Origin of the sequence: Streptomyces spinoverrucosus (assembly GCF_015712165.1) — a bacterium.
Classification (GTDB): domain Bacteria; phylum Actinomycetota; class Actinomycetes; order Streptomycetales; family Streptomycetaceae; genus Streptomyces; species Streptomyces spinoverrucosus_A.
Genome location: NZ_JADPZX010000001.1, coordinates 516,964 through 533,925 on the forward strand (window position 1 = coordinate 516,964; position 16,962 = coordinate 533,925).

Here is a 16,962-nt window from a genome sequence, read left to right on the forward strand (position 1 = left end):
CGCCCGGGACCACTGACGCGTTCCGGGGCCGACGACGAGCTGAGGTGCGGGATGAGCGAGGATGCGCGGGCGCGCGGCGGCTGGAGCAGGCGGCGCTTCGTCACAGCCGTCACGGGGACGGCACTGTCGGCATCGGCCGCCTGCGGGACCCAGCAGGCTCCCGAGGCTCCCGCCGAGCGCACCTCACCGACCACCTCGGGCGAACCGACCGCCGCGGGCAAGCCGTCCGGCCCTCGCCCGCTCTACCTCGGCACCTACACCTCCGTCGAGGGCGGCGGCCGGGGCATCGGCCTGGCGACCTACGATCCGGCGACGGGCCGTATCACCGGGACCGGCACCATCACCGGCGTGGCGGACCCGTCGTATCTGGCGGTGCACCCGGACGGCCGCACGCTGTACGCCGTGAACGAGCGCGAGGACGGTGCCGTGACCGCCGTACGGCTGGCCGACCGCAAGGTCCTCGGCAGCCGCGGTACGGGAGGCGCGGCCCCCTGCCATCTGTCCGTGCACCCGAACGGACGCTGGCTGCTCAGCGCCAACTACACCTCCGGCAGCGTCGCCGTGCACCCGATCGAGGCCTCGGGCGCGCTCGGCGAGCGTACCGACGTGGTCACGCACTCCACTCCGGCGCCGGGGCCCGGCCAGGAGGGACCGCACGCCCACCAGTTCGTCACGAGCCCGGACGGACGCCACGTCCTCGCCGTCGACCTCGGCACGGACACCGTCTACACCTACCGCCTCGACCAGCAGAGGGGCACGCTCCGCGAGGTCGCGCGGGCGCACACCCGGCCGGGGGCGGGGCCGCGTCACCTCACGTTCCACCCCGGCGGCCGGCACGCCTATCTGGCCAACGAGGTGGACAACACGGTCGCCGTCTGCGCCTACGACCCGCCGACCGGACGCCTGACGATCGGCGAACCCCAGTCCACCGGGACCGGCGCGGGCACGTCCTACCCGGCGCAGATCCTGGTGACCGCCGACGGCCGTCACGCCTATCTCGCCAACCGGGGCCACAACAGCCTGGCCCGTTACGCGGTGGAGGCCGACGGCGCCCGGCTGCGGCTGCTCGACACGGTGCCGGTCGCGGGTGACTTTCCCCGGCAGATCGCCTTCTCCCCGGACGGGCGGCTGCTGTTCGCGGCGAACCAGCGGTCCGGCAGCGTCAGCGTCTTCCACGTGGACGGCGCGAGGGGCGAACTGCGGCTCGCCGGTGAGCCGTTCGCCTCACCCGTCGCCGTCTGTGCGCTGCCGCTGTAGCGCGCGGGGGCAGGAGGCGGCGCTCGCCTGCGCGAGCAGCACGTGCATGCGCTCGGTGAGCTGCGCGACTCCGTCGGCGGGCGTGTGGAAGGGCAGCCGTACGTCGCCGTGGGCGCGGCGGCGTTCGATGCGCAGCGTCAGTCCGTGCCGGTCGACGGCGAGCGGCTGGACGCGGACCACGCCGTACAGGCTGCCCGGTTCGACGAGCCGGGTGAGTCGTTCGACGGCGTCGGGGTGGGCCTCGGCCAGGTGGGTCAGCAGCCGGGCCTCGGCGGTGGCCAGGGGGTCGGGCGAGGCGGCGGCGAACTCGTCGAGGTCGATCACCACGGCGCCGGACGCCCGGCGCAGCACCACGCGGGTGGCCTGGAAGGCGAGGTGTCCTTCCTCGATGGTGAACCAGCCGGCCAGCCAGAGCCGGGCCCGGATGCGGTTGCGCATCGGGACGGGTGCGACGTCGGCGAACTCCAGGACGGCGGACGGCTCGCCGCGGGGTGCGCAGATGGTGGCCGCGAGCAGGGCGCTGTCCTCCGGCACGTGCAGGAGGATCCGGCCGTCCTCCTCCACGGTGTGCGCGCCGACGAGTTCCTCGCGCACACCCTCCGCGGTCACCGCGCACGACCACGAGGTGGCGAGCACCGATCGGGCCCGTTCCGCCGCGGCGGGCGCGGCCGTCCAGGCTTGGCTGTCACCCATCCCAGTTCCTCCTCATTAGGTAAGGCTCACCTAACCTACCGAAGATCCAGGCGCACGCCAACCACGGGTGCCCGCAATGTCACCGGCGCACCGATTCCTAACGGTTGAACAGCTCGAACGCCACGGCGGGCCGACCCCCGAACCGCTCCCCCATGCTCTCGGCGTACTCGGCCAGGAAGCCCCGCACGTACGCCTCCGGGTCCTCCTGCGTCAACCCCTCGATGTATGTGCGGTGTTCGAGCAGCGAGCGCACCGCGCGCTCCATGCCGGGCGTGGCGTCCACGGCGTGCGTCGGAGTGCTGGAGCCGGCGACCGCGACCCAGCGGACGCCGTTCCAGGGCTCCAGGCCCTGTTCGGCCAGCTCCGGGAAGATCCACCGGTTGCCGGCGTCGCCCGCCGCGTCGAGGGTGGCACGGCCGACGGCCACGTGGTCGGGGGTGTTCCAGGCAACGCCGTCCCAGGTGTCCCGGTGGTTGAGGGTGATCACCAGCTCCGGTCGGTGCCGGCGGATGGCGGCGGCGACGTCCCGGCGCAGGGCGGTGCCGTACTCGATGACACCGTCCCGGTGGTCGAGGAACTCCACCACCGACACCCCGACGACCGCCGCGCTCGCCCGCTGCTCCCGCTCCCGCAACGGGCCGCACCGCGCGGGCTCCAACGTGTCGATGCCCGCCTCGCCGCGCGTGGCCAGGACGTACGCCACCTCACGGCCTGCGTCGGTCCAGGCGGCGATCGCCGCCGAGCAGCCGTACTCCAGGTCGTCCGGGTGGGCGACGACGGCGAGGGCACGCTGCCAGTCGTCGGGCATGGGCTTCAGCTGGGTGGTCTCTGCCATGTGCGCAGAGTAGCGATACAGCCCCGCGCCCCTCAGGGCACAGCCCTGCCCGGCGGCCGAAGGCTCACACCTCGTCCCGTGCCAGGGCCAGCAGGCGGTCCAGGACGCGCGGGCCGCCCGCCCGAACCCCGTCGTGTTCGAACTCGTCCGTCACCCACGTCCGCAGACCCCGGACGGCACGGGCGGTTTCCAGGGAGTGGGCCGTGTCGACGTACATGTCCTCGTGGTAGATCGCCGCCGCGACCGGCACCTCGTTGGCGGCGAGGCGCGCGGTGTCGTACAGGGGCCGCCAACCGGTGTGGGCGGCGAGGAGTTCGGCGGTCTCGCGCAGCGGGCGCAGCGCCGGGTCGCAGTCGAACATCCAGGGGTGGATCGTCTCTCCGGTGAAGAGCACCGGCCCGTCGCCCGCAAGCGACTTGGCCGCGTCGAACTGCGGGAACTCGCCGCGCACCCGCTCGGCCGACCAGGCGGTGGGCCGGGCGTCCTGACCGTAGACCGCCTCGTGGACGAGCGCGTACAACGGGTGGCCGGCGTACGACAGCAGGCCCTGCACCTCCTCCTGGAACGCGTCGGAGAGGACCGTGCCCTGCGCGGTGCGGACGAAGGCGTTCTCCAGGAGGTAGTGCAGCCGGTGGCTGCCCTCGCCGCCGCCGAGGACGATGCCGAGGGACTGGAAGGCCTCGACGGTGAGCCGGTAGCCGTTCGGCAGGACCACGTCGTGGGTGAGCAGGTGGTCGGCGATCCGGCGGGCCCGCTCGACGTCCTGCGGGTAGCGGGCGTAGTGGGCCGTGACCTTGCGCTCGATGCGCGGGTAGGCGGCGCGGTAGACGTCGTCGGCGTGCGCGTGGAGGGCGGGCAGGCCGCCCGTGATGACGGCGGCGGCGAGGCCTTCGGGGGCGGTCGACAGGTAGTGCACGGCGCAGAAGCCGCCGAAGCTCTGGCCGAGTACGGTCCAGGGGGCACCGCCGGTGACCTCGCGTCGGACGGCCTCGCAGTCGCGGACGATCGCGTCGGCGCGGAAGTGCGTGAGGTAGGCGGCCTGTTCGACGGGGCCGCCGCGCAGCGGGAGCGTCTGGCGGTTGGCGGGGGTGGAGTGGCCGGTGCCGCGCTGGTCGAGCAGCAGGACGCGGTACTCCTTCAGGGCCCGGCCGAGCCAGGCCTGCTTGCCGACGAAACGGTTCGCCCCGAAGCCGGGGCCGCCCTGGAGGTAGAGCAGCCACGGCAGGTCCTGGCCCGCCTTGTCGCTCGCGACGACCTCACGGGCGTAGAGCTCGATGGTCTCGCCCGCCGGGTCGTCGTGGTCGAGGGGCACGGTGAAGTGGCGGTCGGTGAGGACGACGCCGGGCTGGCGGTAGCTGACGCTCAACAGGGCTCCCGGGGCGGACGACGGTGCGGACCGCGTCCCAGTTCAGCACATCGCGGGCCGCTCACCACCGCCGGGGATCATGAACGGCTGCTGAACGCCCGTTCAGTGGCTGGATCCCTGCGGTGCTGAACGCCGCGTCAGCGACCGGACAGTCCGGTACTGAACGCCGGGTCAGCGACCGGGACCGGCCGGCGGTTCAGCGGCCGGACAGGCTGGAGCGGCGTACCACCAGTTCCGGCTGGAGCACGACCCGGCGGTGTTCGTGCCGGGACGGAACGCTCTCCGCCTCCGTCTCCTCCAGCAGGAGTTCGGCCGCCAGCGCGCCCATCGTGACGGCGGGCTGGCGCACGGACGTGAGCGGTACGGCGGCCGCGGCGGCGAACTCGATGTCGTCGTAGCCGACGATGGCGAGGTCGTCGGGGACGCCGACGCCGGCCGCGTACATCGCCTGCAGCACGCCGAGCGCGAGCAGGTCGTTGGCGCAGAAGACGGCGGTCGGGCGGTCGGCGAGGCCGAGCAGCCGGGCGCCGGCGTCCCGGCCGGCGGCGACGTCGAGCCGCTCGGTGGGCAACTCGCGCAGCGCGTCGGGACCGAGGCCCGCCTCGGCGAGGGCGTTCAGGGCGCCGGTGCGGCGGTCGCGCACCTGGTTGAGGCCGGGCGGGCCGCTGACGTACGCGATGGAGCGGTGCCCGGCGTCGACCAGATGGCGTACGGCGAGGGCGCCGCCCGCCACGTCGTCGACGGAGACGGAGCACTCGGTGGCGCCCTCCGCGACCCGGTCGACGAGGACGAAGGGGATGCCATGGCGGCGGAACGTCTCGATGTTGCGGCCGGTCGCGTCGGCCGGGGTGAGCAGCACGCCGCGTACCCGCTGCTCGGCGAAGAGCGAGAGGTAGTCGGCCTCCTCCGAGGCGTCCTGGGCGCTGTTGCAGACCATCACGCCCAGGCCGGCCTCGCGGGCGGCGCGCTCGGCGCCGCGGGCCACGTCGACGAAGAAGGGGTTGCCCATGTCCAGGACGAGCAGGCCCATGATCCGGCTGCGGCCCGCGCGCAACTGGCGCGCGGACTCGCTGCGGACGTAGCCGAGCCGGTCGATGGCGGACTGCACGCGCGACCGGGTCTCGGTGGCGACCGTCTCCGGCCGGTTGATGACGTTCGAGACCGTGCCCACGGACACGCCGGCGGCGCGGGCGACGTCCTTGATACCCACCGACTGGGCCATCAGGCAGCGACCTCCAGGAGAGCGTGGGGCGACGGGAAGGCCTTCACACTACCCGCACGCCGCCCCGGGACAGACGCGGTCATGCGGGCAGCCGGAAGTCGACGACATGCAGTGCCGACGGTGTCGTACCGCTGGACTTCTGCTGGTACATGAAGGACAGCACGCCGTCCTGCGCGATCCGTGTCTCGTCGATCACCACCTCGCCGAAGGCGTTGAGGCCGCTGCCGTCGAAGAGGATCTTCCAGTCCGTGTACCCGGAGGCGGCCGAGGCGCCGGCGATCCGGCCGAACGGGAAGACGGCGTAGGCGTTGTCGTACTTGTCCAGGATCAGCTTGGTGCGCTGGCTGGAGTTCAACGGAACCGGGATCTCCGTCTTCTGCCAGGTGCCGGCGGCGTTCCGGCGGACGTGGAAGGCGCGGCCGTTGGCGGTGCGGTCGGCGACGTAGTTGGTGGTGCACTGGCCGAAGCGGCCGGGGACGTACGAGATGATCGCGTGCGGGCGGCCGGCGGAGTCGGTGAACTGGCTCTCCTGGTTCATCAGGGAGTGGTCCGGGTTGAGCGGGTCCACGACCAGACCCGCGTCGGTGACCGAGACCCGGTCGGAGCCGCCGGTGGTGCCGACGACCGTCCCGGCGTTGTTGCGCCAGGTGCGGCCGCGGTCGTCCGAGTAGACGTAGCCGGTGTCGTGGTTGGTGATGCCGCCGCCGTTGCACATCACGGCGGCGTTCTGCTCACGCCAGGTGAAGAAGGCATGCAGCCGGCCGCCGCGGTCGTAGTCGATGCCGTGCAGGTACATGTTGCGGGCGGTCGACGAGCCGTGCTCACTGGTGTAGGTGCCGGTGGAACTGGTCCACTCCCCCAGCGCCGTCCACGTCGAACCGTCGTACTCCGCGAGCGCGTTGCGTCCGTTGCCGGAGACGCCGACCCGGTAGCTGAGCTGGAGGCGACCCTCGGGGGTGGCGACGAACTGCGGGTAGGTGAACTGGCTGGTCGGGGTGAGGCCGTCGAGCGTGGACTGCGGGGCGCCGAAACGGCTCGCCACCCAGCTCAGCCCGGCCGGGTTGTCCAGCAGACCGGCGACGGACTTGACGTAGGTGAAGCCGTCGCTGTGGGAGTCCATGTTGAGGTGCAGCCGGCCGTCGCCCCTGGAGACGCCCATGGAGATGACGTTGTGGGAGTCGTTGTAGCGCAGGGTGTGGCCGACCTTGACGGTCTGCCAGGTCGTGGCGCCGAGGGCGCGGCGACCGACGACGGCGTTGCGGTCGGCGGTGTACCAGGCGGCGTACTGGTAGCCCTTGTAGGTCAGCAGGCCGTTCTTCTGGAAGGAGTTGTTGTTCACCAGGCCGTCGTACGACACGAAGTAGATGGCCTGGGCGTCGAGCTGGGTGGTGGCGATACGAGTCACTGAGGGGCCGGGGTCGGCGGCTCGGGCGGTGCCGGTGGCGAGGACGGGCGGGGTCACGGCGCCGAGCAGCGCCGTGGCGAGCAAGGTGCGTCTTTTCATCAGGGCAACTCCGACTCAGGCCAGGTGGAAGACTTCGGTGAGCGGTTTCATCGCCTCGTCCGGCCGGGAGCCGTCGAGGGACTCGAAGAAGGGGGCCATCTCGGCCTGCCAACGTGCGTTGACCTCGGTGGCCTCCATCCCGGCGAGGGCGGCCGCGAAGTCCTCGGTCTCCAGGTAGCCGACGAGCAGTCCGTCGTCGCGCAGGAAGAGCGAGTAGTTGTGCCAGCCGGTGGCCGAGAGCGCCTGGAGCATCTCCGGCCACACGGCGGCGTGACGTTCGCGGTACTCGGCGATCCGGTCCTGGCGGACCTTGAGCAGGAAACAGACGCGCTGCATGAAGTACCGCCCCGGGCCTAGAAGTTGTACTGGTCGATGTTGTCGGCGTCGAACACGGTCGGCTTGCCGAGGCTGATCACCCCGTCCTTGCCGATCGTGTACGAGCCCATGTCACCGGCCGTGAAGGTCTCGCCCTCCTTGCCGGTGATCTGACCCGACACCAGCGCGACGGCGGTACGCGCGGCCAGCTCGCCCAGCTTCGCCGGGTCCCACAGCTCGAACGCCTCGACGGTGCCGTTCTTGACGTACTTGCGCATGTCGTTGGGGGTGCCGAGGCCGGTCAGCTTGACCTTGCCCTTGTACTTCGAGCCGGACAGGTACTGGGCGGCGGCCTTGATGCCGACGGTGGTCGGGGAGATGATCCCCTTCAGGTTCGGGTACTCCTGGAGCAGGCCCTGGGTCTGCTGGAAGGACGCCTGCGCGTCGTCGTTGCCGTACGCGACCTTCACCAGCTTCATGTCCTTGTACTTCGGATCCTTGAGTTCGTCCTTCATGAACTCGATCCAGGTGTTCTGGTTGGTCGCGGTCTGTGCGGCGGACAGGATGGCGATCTCGCCCTTGTACCCGATCTGCTCGGCGAGCAGCTGAACCTCGGTACGGCCCAGATCCTCGGCGGACGCCTGCGAGACAAAGGCGTTGCGGCACTCGGGCTTGGTGTCCGAGTCGTACGTCACGACCTTGATGTCGTTGCTCATGGCCTGCTTGAGCGCGGTGCACAGGGCGCCCGGGTCCTGCGCGGAGACGGCCATCGCGTCGACCTGCTGCTGGGTGAGCGTGTTGACGTAGGAGACCTGCCCGGAGGTGTCGGTGGCACTGGACGGCCCGACCTCCTTGTAACTGGACCCCAGCTCCTTCAGCGCCGCCTCGCCGCCCTTGTCGGCGGCGGTGAAGTACGGGTTGTTGACCTGCTTGGGCAGGAACCCGACGGTGAGGCCCTTCTTCAACTCGGCGTTGGGGTCGGCCTTGCCGGCGGTGGCGGCGGAGGCACCCTCATTGGCAACGTCCTCCTTGGTGGTACCGCCGCAGGCGGTGAGGCCGAGGGCGAGAGAGGTGACGGCAGCGAGGGCGCCAGAGGCACGCCGGAGGGATGACTTACGCATGACGGTTCCTTTGCAACGAAGGTGAGTGGACGCCCCTAAGGGGCGCGGGGCTGTGTCGATATGCGGCTCCGCCGCGTGGGCGCGACCAGCCACATACAGTCGTCAGCCGGACGATTGAGCACGCACAACGGCGATCTGCCGCGCCACTCGCGGCGCGAGCACGGAAAGAACGAGCAGAACACCGGTTACGACGATCTGCGACTGAGCCGAAACATCCTGAAGGCTCATCACGTTCTGCAACGCCCCCAGCAAGAAGACCCCGGCGATGGCACCACCCAACGTCCCCTTGCCCCCGTCGAAGTCGATCCCCCCGAGCAACACGGCAGCCACGACCGAAAGCTCAAGCCCGGTCGCGTTGTCATACCGCGCACTGGCGTAGTGCAACGCCCAGAAAATCCCGGTGAGCGACGCCATCAGCCCCGTCACCGTGAACAGAATCAACTTCTGCCGCTTCACCCGAACCCCGGCGAACCGCGCGGCCTCCTCACTCGCCCCGATCGCGAACACCGACCGCCCGAACGGCGTGGCATGCAGCACGACCACGGCGATCGCCAGCAGCACCAGGAACGGCAGGAAGGCGTACGGAATGAACGTGTCCCCGATCCGCCCGGCCGCGAAGTCCAGGTACTGCGACGGGAAGTCGGTCACCGCGTCCGACCCGAGCACGATCTGCGCGATCCCCCGGTAGGCGGCGAGCGTACCGATGGTGACGGCAAGGGACGGCAGCCCGAGCCTGGTCACCAGCAGACCGTTGATCAGCCCGCACACCACACCCAGCAGCAGGCACAGCGGAATGATCGTCTCGATGGTCATGCCCTGGTTCCACAGGGCGCCCATCACCGCTCCGGACAGCCCGGCGGTGGAGGCGACGGACAGATCGATCTCGCCGGAGACGACGAGCAGGGTCATCGGCAGGGCGATGAGCGCGATCGGCAAGGTGTTGCCGATCAGGAACGACAGGTTCAGGGCGTTGCCGAAACCGTCCACGAACCCGAAGGACAGCAACAGCACGACGATCAGCAGTACACCGACGACCGTGTCCCAGCGGACGGCGCGAATCAGAGAGTCAGGCATGACGGGCGTTCCTCTTCTTCAGGGCGGAGCCCACCCGCAGGGCGACCACACGGTCCACGGCGATGGCGAGGATGAGCAGGATGCCGTTGATCGCGAGCACCCACACCGAGCTGACGCCCAGGGCGGGCAGCACGCTGTTGATGGAGGTCAGCAGCAGCGCACCCAGCGCGGCACCGTAGACGCTGCCGGAGCCGCCGGTGAAGACGACGCCGCCGACCACGACGGCGCTGACGACGGTGAGTTCGTAGCCGGTGCCGGTGCCGGAGTCGACGTTGCCGAACCGGGCCAGGTACAGCGCGCCGGCCAGACCGGCCAGCGCCCCGCAGAAGGTGTACGCCGCCAGGATCCGCTTCCTGACCGGGATGCCGGCGAGCCGGGCGGCCTCGGGGTTGGAGCCGAGCGCGTACAGTTCGCGTCCGCTGCCGTAGTGCTTGAGGTAGTACGCGGTCGCCACCAGCACGGCGAGCGCGATCAGAGCGAGCCATGGCACCGCCGAGATGCCGCCGGAGCCGAAGTCGACGAATCCGCCGGGCAGGTCGGCCGCCGTGATCTGTCGTGAGCCGACCCAGATGGAGTCGATGCCGCGGATGATGTACATCGTTCCCAGGGTCACGACGAGCGCGGGCACCTGGCCGAGGCTGACCAGCACGCCGTTCAGCAGGCCGAATCCGACGCCCGTCAGCACCGCCAGCAGGACGGCCACGAACGAGTTGCCGTCGCCCTGGAGATACGTACCGGCGGCGAAGGCGCTGATGCCGAGCGTGGAGCCGACGGACAGATCGACGTTCCTCGTGATCACCACCAGGGACTGGCCCGTGGCGACCAGCACCAGGATCGTGGCGTTCAGCAGCAGGTCCTTGATGCCCTGCTCGGACAGGAACTCGCTGTTGCCCGCCTGGGTGACGGCGATCATCACCAGGAAGACGACCAGGATGGCGAGTTCGCGCATCTTGAAGACGCGGTCGACCAGCCGGGTGCCGCTGGACTTGGGCACCTCTTCGGTCGACGTGGGAGTGGGTGCGGTCACCGTCATGCGGCGGCCCTCCCGGTGGCTGCGGCCATCACGGTTTCCTCGGTGGCGTCGGAGCGTGGGATCTCGGCGGTGAGCCGGCCCTCGTGCATCACCAGCACGCGGTCGGCCATGCCGAGGATCTCGGGCAGGTCGGAGGAGATCATCAGCACGGCCACGCCGTCGGCGGCGAGCTGGGACAGTAGCCGGTGCACCTCCGCCTTGGTGCCGACGTCGATACCGCGCGTCGGCTCGTCGACGATCAGCACCTTCGGCTGCGTGGCGAGCCACTTGGCGAGGACGACCTTCTGCTGGTTGCCGCCGGACAGGGTGGAGACGGCGTCGGCGATCCGGGCGTACTTGACCTGGAGCTTGACGGCCCAGTCGAGCGAGCGGCTGCGTTCGGCGCCCCGGTCCATCAGGCCGGCCCTGACGGCCGTACGCAGTCCGGTCAGGCCGATGTTGCGCTCGATGGACATGTCCATCACCAGGCCCTGGGCGCGCCGGTCCTCCGGGACGAGGGCGAGCCCGGCGGCCATGGCGGTGGAGGGCGCGCCGTTGATCAGCTTCCGTCCGTCCAGCTCGACCTCGCCGCCGTCCCAGCGGTCGATGCCGAAGAGGGCCCGCGCCACCTCCGTGCGCCCGGCGCCGACGAGGCCCGCGAGGCCGACGATCTCGCCGCGCCGCACCTCGAAGGAGACGTCGGTGAAGACGCCCTCGCGGGTCAGCCGGCGCACGCTCAGGGCGACTTCGCCGGGGCGGACGTCCTGCTTCGGGTAGAGCTCGTCGAGGTCGCGGCCGACCATACGGCGGACCAGGTCGTCCTCGGTCATGCCGTCGAGGAGTTCGGAGGCGATCCAGGCGCCGTCGCGCAGGGTCGTCACCCGTCGGCAGATCTGGAAGATCTCCTCCAGGCGGTGCGAGATGAACAGGACGGCGGCGCCCTGCTCCTTCAGCGTGCGCACGACTCCGAAGAGGCGGGCGACCTCGCTGCCGGTGAGCGCGGCCGTGGGCTCGTCCATGATCAGGACGCGGGCGTCGAAGGAGAGCGCCTTGGCGATCTCGACGATCTGCTGGTCCGCGATGGACAGGCCGCGGGCCGGGCGGTCGGGGTCTAGTTCGACGCCCAGCCGCCGCATCAGCGCGAGCGTCGCGGCGTGGGTGGCCTTGTGGTCGATGCGGCCGAGGGCGCGCCGGGGGCGGCGGCCCATGAAGATGTTCTCGGCGATCGACAGGTCGGGGAAAAGCGTGGGCTCCTGGTAGATCACGGCGATTCCGGCGTCACGGGCGTCGCCGGGACCGTGGAAGACGACGGGCTCACCGTCGAGCAGCACCTGGCCGGCGTCCGGCCGGTGCACCCCGGCGAGCGTCTTGATGAGGGTCGACTTGCCCGCGCCGTTCTCGCCGGCGAGAGCGTGCACCTCTCCGGGGAACAGCTCCAGGGACACGTCCCGCAGGGCGCGTACCGCGCCGAAGGACTTGGAGATGCCCTTGAGCGCCACTACCGGGGCCGGGCCCGTGTCGGACGGGTGGGTCATGAGGGGCTCCTCGACGACGCGGCGAGGGCGGCGAGGGCGGCCCGCACGGCGTCGTGAAAGGTTTCAACTGGATTGCCGGGACGTTAGGCGGGCCAGCCATGTCACGTCAATGGGTGCGTGTCGAAAAGTTTTCGATAGCCGAAGGTCACGGCGGGGTCACAAAGAACGTGGTTGGCCAGAGCGCTTGACACCCCTTCGAGGGACTCATAACTTGCGGTTCTGAATCGTTTCATCAGGTCGTGAGGCAACAGGAGCCCAGCAGTGACCGAACTCGCCGCGGTGAAGGCCGCGCTCAAGAGCCAGGCAGTCGAGACGCCGTCGTGGGCGTACGGGAACTCGGGAACCCGTTTCAAGGTGTTCGCCCAAGCCGGTGTGCCGCGCGATCCGCGCGAGAAGCTCGACGACGCGGCGAAGGTGCACGAGTTCACCGGCGTGGCCCCGACCGTCGCCCTGCACATCCCCTGGGACAAGGTCGACGACTACGCGGCGCTGGCGAAGCACGCCGAGGAGCGCGGGCTGAAGCTGGGCGCGATCAACTCCAACACCTTCCAGGACGACGACTACAAGCTGGGCAGCATCTGCCATCCCGATGCGGCGGTGCGGCGCAAGGCGGTCGATCATCTGCTGGAGTGCGTCGACATCATGGACGCGACCGGGTCACGGGATCTGAAGCTGTGGTTCGCGGACGGGACGAACTATCCCGGGCAGGACGATGTGCGGGGGCGGCAGGATCGGCTGGCGGAGGGGCTGGCCGAGGTGTACGCGCGGCTGGGGGACGGGCAGCGGATGCTGCTGGAGTACAAGTTCTTCGAGCCGGCCTTCTACACGACGGATGTACCGGACTGGGGGACGGCGTACGCGCACTGTCTGAAGCTGGGGCCGAAGGCGCAGGTGGTCGTGGACACGGGGCACCATGCGCCGGGGACCAACATCGAGTTCATCGTGGCGACCTTGTTGCGGGAGGGGAAGCTCGGGGGGTTCGACTTCAACTCCCGGTTCTATGCCGATGACGACCTGATGGTGGGGGCGGCGGATCCGTTCCAGCTGTTCCGGATCATGTATGAGGTCGTGCGTGGGGGTGGGTTCGGCTCCGAGTCCGGGGTCGCGTTCATGCTCGACCAGTGTCACAACATCGAGGCGAAGATTCCGGCGATCATTCGGTCGGTGATGAATGTGCAGGAGGCCACGGCCAAGGCGCTGCTCGTTGATCGGGGGGCGTTGGCTGTCGCGCAGCGCGAGGGGGACGTGCTCGGCGCGAACGCCGTGGTGATGGACGCCTACAACACGGATGTTCGGCCGTTGCTGACCGAGGTGCGTGAGGAGATGGGGCTCGATCCGGATCCGCTGGGCGCGTATGCCCGGTCCGGGTGGGCCGAGAAGATCGTTGCTGAGCGGGTTGGGGGGCGGCAGGCCGGGTGGGGCGCGTAAGCGTCTGCCGGGTTTCCGTTGTCCGCGGGGTGCGGGTTGTTCGTGGTTGATCGCGCAGTTCCCCGCGCCCCATGTGTACGTGCACTCACCCTCTCTTGAGAAGGAACCGACTTCCATGGCAATCCATCCCGAAGCTGCCGCTCTCCTCGCTCGGTCGCACCGGCTCGGTGCTGACCCGCGCAACACCAATTACGCCGGCGGCAACGCGTCCGCGAAGGGCACCGACACCGACCCCGTCACCGGTGGTGATGTCGAGCTGATGTGGGTCAAGGGGTCCGGAGGGGACCTCGGGACGCTCACCGAAGCGGGGCTCGCCGTGCTTCGGCTCGACCGGCTCCGGGCGCTCAAGGACGTGTATCCGGGCGTCGAGCGCGAGGACGAGATGGTCGCCGCGTTCGACTACTGCCTGCACGGGAAGGGGGGCGCCGCGCCCTCCATCGACACGGCGATGCACGGGCTCGTGGACTGCGCTCATGTCGATCATCTGCACCCGGACTCCGGGATCGCGCTGGCCTGTGCGGCGGACGGGGAGAAGCTGACCGCCGAGTGTTTCGGGGACAGCGTGGTGTGGGTGCCGTGGCGGCGGCCCGGGTTCCAGCTCGGGCTGGACATCGCCGCCGTGAAGGCCGCCAACCCGCAGGCCTTCGGCGTGATCCTGGGCGGGCACGGCATCACCGCCTGGGGCGACACCGCCGAGGAGTGCGAACGGAACTCGCTGCACATCATCCGTACCGCCGAGGCGTTTCTCGCCGAGCGGGGGAAGGCCGATCCGTTCGGGGCCGTCGTCGCGGGGTACGAGGCGCTGCCCGGGGCGGAGCGACGGGAGCGGGCGGCGGCGCTGGCGCCGTACGTGCGTGCCCTCGCCTCGCAGGACAAGCCTCAGGTGGGGCACTTCACCGACTCCGACGTCGTGCTCGACTTCCTCGCACGGGCCGAGCATCCACGGCTGGCCGCGCTCGGCACCTCCTGCCCGGACCACTTCCTCCGTACCAAGGTCAGGCCGCTCGTCCTCGACCTTCCACCGTCCGCTCCGCTCGACGAGGCGATCGCCCGGCTGAAGGAGCTGCACGCCGCCTATCGGGAGGAGTACGCCGCCTACTACGAGCGGCACGCGCTGCCCGACTCCCCCGCCATGCGCGGCGCCGACCCCGCCATCGTGCTGGTGCCGGGCGTGGGCATGTTCAGCTTCGGCAAGGACAAGCAGACGGCTCGGGTCGCCGGCGAGTTCTATGTCAACGCGATCAATGTGATGCGGGGCGCCGAGGCCGTGTCGACGTACGCGCCGATCGAGGAGTCGGAGAAGTTCCGTATCGAGTACTGGGCGCTGGAGGAGGCCAAGCTCCGGCGGATGCCGAAGCCAAAGGCGCTCGCGACGCGGGTGGCGCTGGTGACCGGCGCGGGCAGCGGCATCGGCAGGGCGATCGCGCATCGGCTGGCTGCCGAGGGTGCGTGTGTCGTGGTGGCGGACCTCGACGCCGAGAACGCGGCCAAGGTCGCCGAGGAGCTGGGCGGTGCCGACAGGGCCGTCGCCGTCACCGTCGACGTGACCTCCGAGGAGCAGATCGCCGAGGCGTTCAAGGCCGCGGCGCTCGCCTTCGGGGGCGTCGATCTGGTGGTGAACAACGCGGGTATCTCGATTTCCAAGCCGCTGCTGGAGACCTCGGCCAAGGACTGGGACCTTCAGCACGACATCATGGCGCGTGGGTCGTTCCTGGTCTCGCGGGAGGCGGCCCGGGTGATGATCGCTCAGGGGCTGGGCGGGGACATCGTCTACATCGCTTCGAAGAACGCCGTTTTCGCCGGGCCCAACAACATCGCCTACTCCGCCACCAAGGCCGACCAGGCCCATCAGGTGCGGTTGCTGGCGGCCGAGTTGGGTGAGCACGGGATCCGGGTCAACGGAGTCAACCCGGACGGTGTGGTGCGCGGATCGGGGATCTTCGCGGGTGGCTGGGGTGCTCAGCGGGCGGCCGTGTACGGGGTGCCGGAGGAGAAGCTCGGGGAGTTCTACGCCCAGCGGACGATCCTCAAGCGTGAGGTGCTGCCGGAGCATGTCGCGAACGCCGTGTTCGCGCTGACCGGCGGGGAGCTGACGCACACCACGGGGCTGCACGTCCCGGTCGACGCCGGCGTGGCCGCCGCGTTCCTGCGGTGAGCAGCACCGTGAAGTCGTACGCCGCGGTCGACCTGGGCGCGTCCAGTGGGCGGGTCATGGTCGGCCGCGTCGGGCGGCACGAGCTGGAGCTGACCGAGGCGCACCGCTTCGTCAACCGGCCGGTGCGGGTGCCGGAGGGGCTGCGCTGGGACGTGCTCGGGCTGTACGCCGGTGTACTGGAGGGGCTGCGGGTGGCCGGGCGGGTCGACTCCGTCGGCATCGACAGCTGGGCCGTGGACTACGGGCTGCTGGACGCCGACGGAGCGCTGCTCGGCAACCCGGTGCACTACCGGGACGGGCGGACCGAGGGCGTCGCCGAGACGGTGTGGGCGAGCGTGCCCGCCGCCGAGCTGTACGCGGCGACCGGGCTGCAGTACGCCCCCTTCAACACCCTGTACCAGCTCGTCGCCGCCCGCTCCTCCGACCAGCTCGCCCACGCCGAGCGCCTGTTGTTGATCCCCGACCTGCTGTCGTACTGGCTCACCGGGGAGCAGGGCACCGAGCTCACCAACGCCTCGACGACCCAGCTCGTCGACCCCCGGACGCGGGACTGGTCGTACGACGTGGCGGCGCGGCTGGGCATCGACCTGAGCCTGTTCGCGCCGCTGCGGCAGCCCGGTAACCCGGCGGGCGAGCTGCGCCCCGAGGTGCTGGAGGAGACGGGGCTGGACGGCCCCGTGCCGGTCACGGCGGTCGCCTCGCACGACACGGCGTCCGCGGTGGCCGCCGTACCGGCGTCCGGTGAGCGCTTCGCCTACATCTGCACCGGAACCTGGTCACTGGCCGGACTCGAACTGGACGCGCCGGTGCTGACGGAGGAGAGCCGGACCGCCAACTTCACCAACGAGCTGGGCCTGGACGGCACGGTCCGCTATCTGCGCAACATCATGGGGCTGTGGCTGCTCCAGGAGTGCGTACGGGCCTGGGGGGAGCCGGACCTCGGTGAGCTGCTGCGGGCCGCGGCCGGGGTGCCGGCGCTGCGGTCGGTGGTGGACGCGGGTGACGCGGCGTTCCTGGCGCCGGGGCGGATGCCGGAGCGGATCGCCGAGGCGTGCCGGGCCTCCGGGCAGCCGGTGCCCGACTCGCCGGCCGAGGTCACGCGCTGCATCCTCGACTCGCTCGCCCTCGCGCACCGGCGGGCCGTCGAGGACGCCCAGCGGCTGGCCGGGCATGCCGTGGACGTCGTCCATGTGGTGGGCGGCGGGGTGCGCAACGCGCTGCTGTGCCAGCTGACCGCCGACGCCTGCGGGCTGCCGGTGGTGGCGGGCCCCACGGAGGCGGCGGCCTTCGGGAACGTGCTGGTGCAGGCGCGGGCCCACGGGCTGGTCGGCGACCGGGCGGACATGCGGCGGCTGCTCGGCCGTACCCAGCCGCTCACCCGCTACGAACCGCGCGGCGACACGGCGCCCTGGCGGGCGGCCCAGGCCCGCCTCGCCGGAGGGTGA

Annotated in this window: 14 protein-coding genes; 4 read left to right on the forward strand and 10 right to left on the reverse strand. The window is 70.7% G+C overall.

The features are described from left to right. Window positions 1-51: 51 nt before the first annotated feature. Window positions 52-1,257 (forward strand): lactonase family protein, encoded by a 1,206-nt coding sequence (locus tag I2W78_RS02440; RefSeq protein ID WP_196456499.1) that lies wholly within the window; start codon window positions 52-54, stop codon window positions 1,255-1,257. Here the strand turns inward: I2W78_RS02440 and I2W78_RS02445 are convergent. The 10 genes from I2W78_RS02445 to I2W78_RS02490 all read right to left on the reverse strand — a co-directional run bounded on the left by I2W78_RS02445 (window position 1,225) and on the right by I2W78_RS02490 (window position 11,934). Continuing rightward, complete coding sequence (locus tag I2W78_RS02445; RefSeq protein WP_196456501.1) at window positions 1,225-1,950, reverse strand: DUF2470 domain-containing protein; 726 nt, start codon at window positions 1,948-1,950, stop codon at window positions 1,225-1,227. The genes I2W78_RS02440 and I2W78_RS02445 overlap by 33 nt on opposite strands. Before the next feature lie 97 nt (window positions 1,951-2,047). Next, the gene (locus I2W78_RS02450) at window positions 2,048-2,785 is read right to left on the reverse strand and encodes a PIG-L deacetylase family protein (RefSeq protein ID WP_196456503.1); all 738 of its coding nucleotides are present in this window, start codon (window positions 2,783-2,785) and stop codon (window positions 2,048-2,050) included. Window positions 2,786-2,849: 64 nt separating this feature from the next. Further along, on the reverse strand, window positions 2,850-4,151 hold the full coding sequence (locus I2W78_RS02455; RefSeq protein WP_196456505.1) for an alpha/beta fold hydrolase: 1,302 nt from the start codon (window positions 4,149-4,151) through the stop codon (window positions 2,850-2,852). Between the two features lie 196 nt (window positions 4,152-4,347). Next, window positions 4,348-5,373, reverse strand: a complete 1,026-nt coding sequence (locus tag I2W78_RS02460) for a LacI family DNA-binding transcriptional regulator (protein ID WP_196456507.1) — start codon at window positions 5,371-5,373, stop codon at window positions 4,348-4,350. A 79-nt stretch (window positions 5,374-5,452) separates the two neighbouring features. Next, window positions 5,453-6,877 carry a BNR repeat-containing protein gene (locus tag I2W78_RS02465; RefSeq protein ID WP_196456509.1) on the reverse strand — a complete coding sequence of 475 codons (1,425 nt, stop codon included), beginning with the start codon at window positions 6,875-6,877 and terminating at the stop codon, window positions 5,453-5,455. Window positions 6,878-6,892: 15 nt separating this feature from the next. After that, the gene (locus I2W78_RS02470) at window positions 6,893-7,213 is read right to left on the reverse strand and encodes an L-rhamnose mutarotase (RefSeq protein WP_196456511.1); all 321 of its coding nucleotides are present in this window, start codon (window positions 7,211-7,213) and stop codon (window positions 6,893-6,895) included. 17 nt (window positions 7,214-7,230) lie between these two features. Beyond that, the gene (rhaS, locus tag I2W78_RS02475; protein WP_196456513.1) at window positions 7,231-8,313 is read right to left on the reverse strand and encodes a rhamnose ABC transporter substrate-binding protein; all 1,083 of its coding nucleotides are present in this window, start codon (window positions 8,311-8,313) and stop codon (window positions 7,231-7,233) included. Window positions 8,314-8,415: 102 nt separating this feature from the next. Continuing rightward, on the reverse strand, window positions 8,416-9,387 hold the full coding sequence (locus I2W78_RS02480) for an ABC transporter permease (protein WP_196456515.1): 972 nt from the start codon (window positions 9,385-9,387) through the stop codon (window positions 8,416-8,418). Beyond that, window positions 9,380-10,420, reverse strand: a complete 1,041-nt coding sequence (locus I2W78_RS02485; protein WP_196456517.1) for an ABC transporter permease — start codon at window positions 10,418-10,420, stop codon at window positions 9,380-9,382. The genes I2W78_RS02480 and I2W78_RS02485 overlap by 8 nt, the downstream gene beginning before the upstream one ends. Then, a complete protein-coding gene (locus I2W78_RS02490; protein WP_196456519.1) occupies window positions 10,417-11,934 on the reverse strand; it encodes a sugar ABC transporter ATP-binding protein in 1,518 nt (505 codons plus the stop codon). The genes I2W78_RS02485 and I2W78_RS02490 overlap by 4 nt, the downstream gene beginning before the upstream one ends. Window positions 11,935-12,195: 261 nt before the next feature. On the opposite strand from I2W78_RS02490, the gene rhaI reads away from it, so the two are divergent. From rhaI to I2W78_RS02505, 3 genes are all read left to right on the forward strand, one after another. Further along, on the forward strand, window positions 12,196-13,362 hold the full coding sequence (gene rhaI / locus I2W78_RS02495) for an L-rhamnose isomerase (protein ID WP_196456521.1): 1,167 nt from the start codon (window positions 12,196-12,198) through the stop codon (window positions 13,360-13,362). Between the two features lie 115 nt (window positions 13,363-13,477). Continuing rightward, window positions 13,478-15,517, forward strand: coding sequence for a bifunctional aldolase/short-chain dehydrogenase (locus I2W78_RS02500; RefSeq protein WP_196456522.1), 2,040 nt, complete (start codon window positions 13,478-13,480; stop codon window positions 15,515-15,517). Beyond that, window positions 15,514-16,962 (forward strand): rhamnulokinase, encoded by a 1,449-nt coding sequence (locus I2W78_RS02505; protein WP_307783582.1) that lies wholly within the window; start codon window positions 15,514-15,516, stop codon window positions 16,960-16,962. The genes I2W78_RS02500 and I2W78_RS02505 overlap by 4 nt, the downstream gene beginning before the upstream one ends.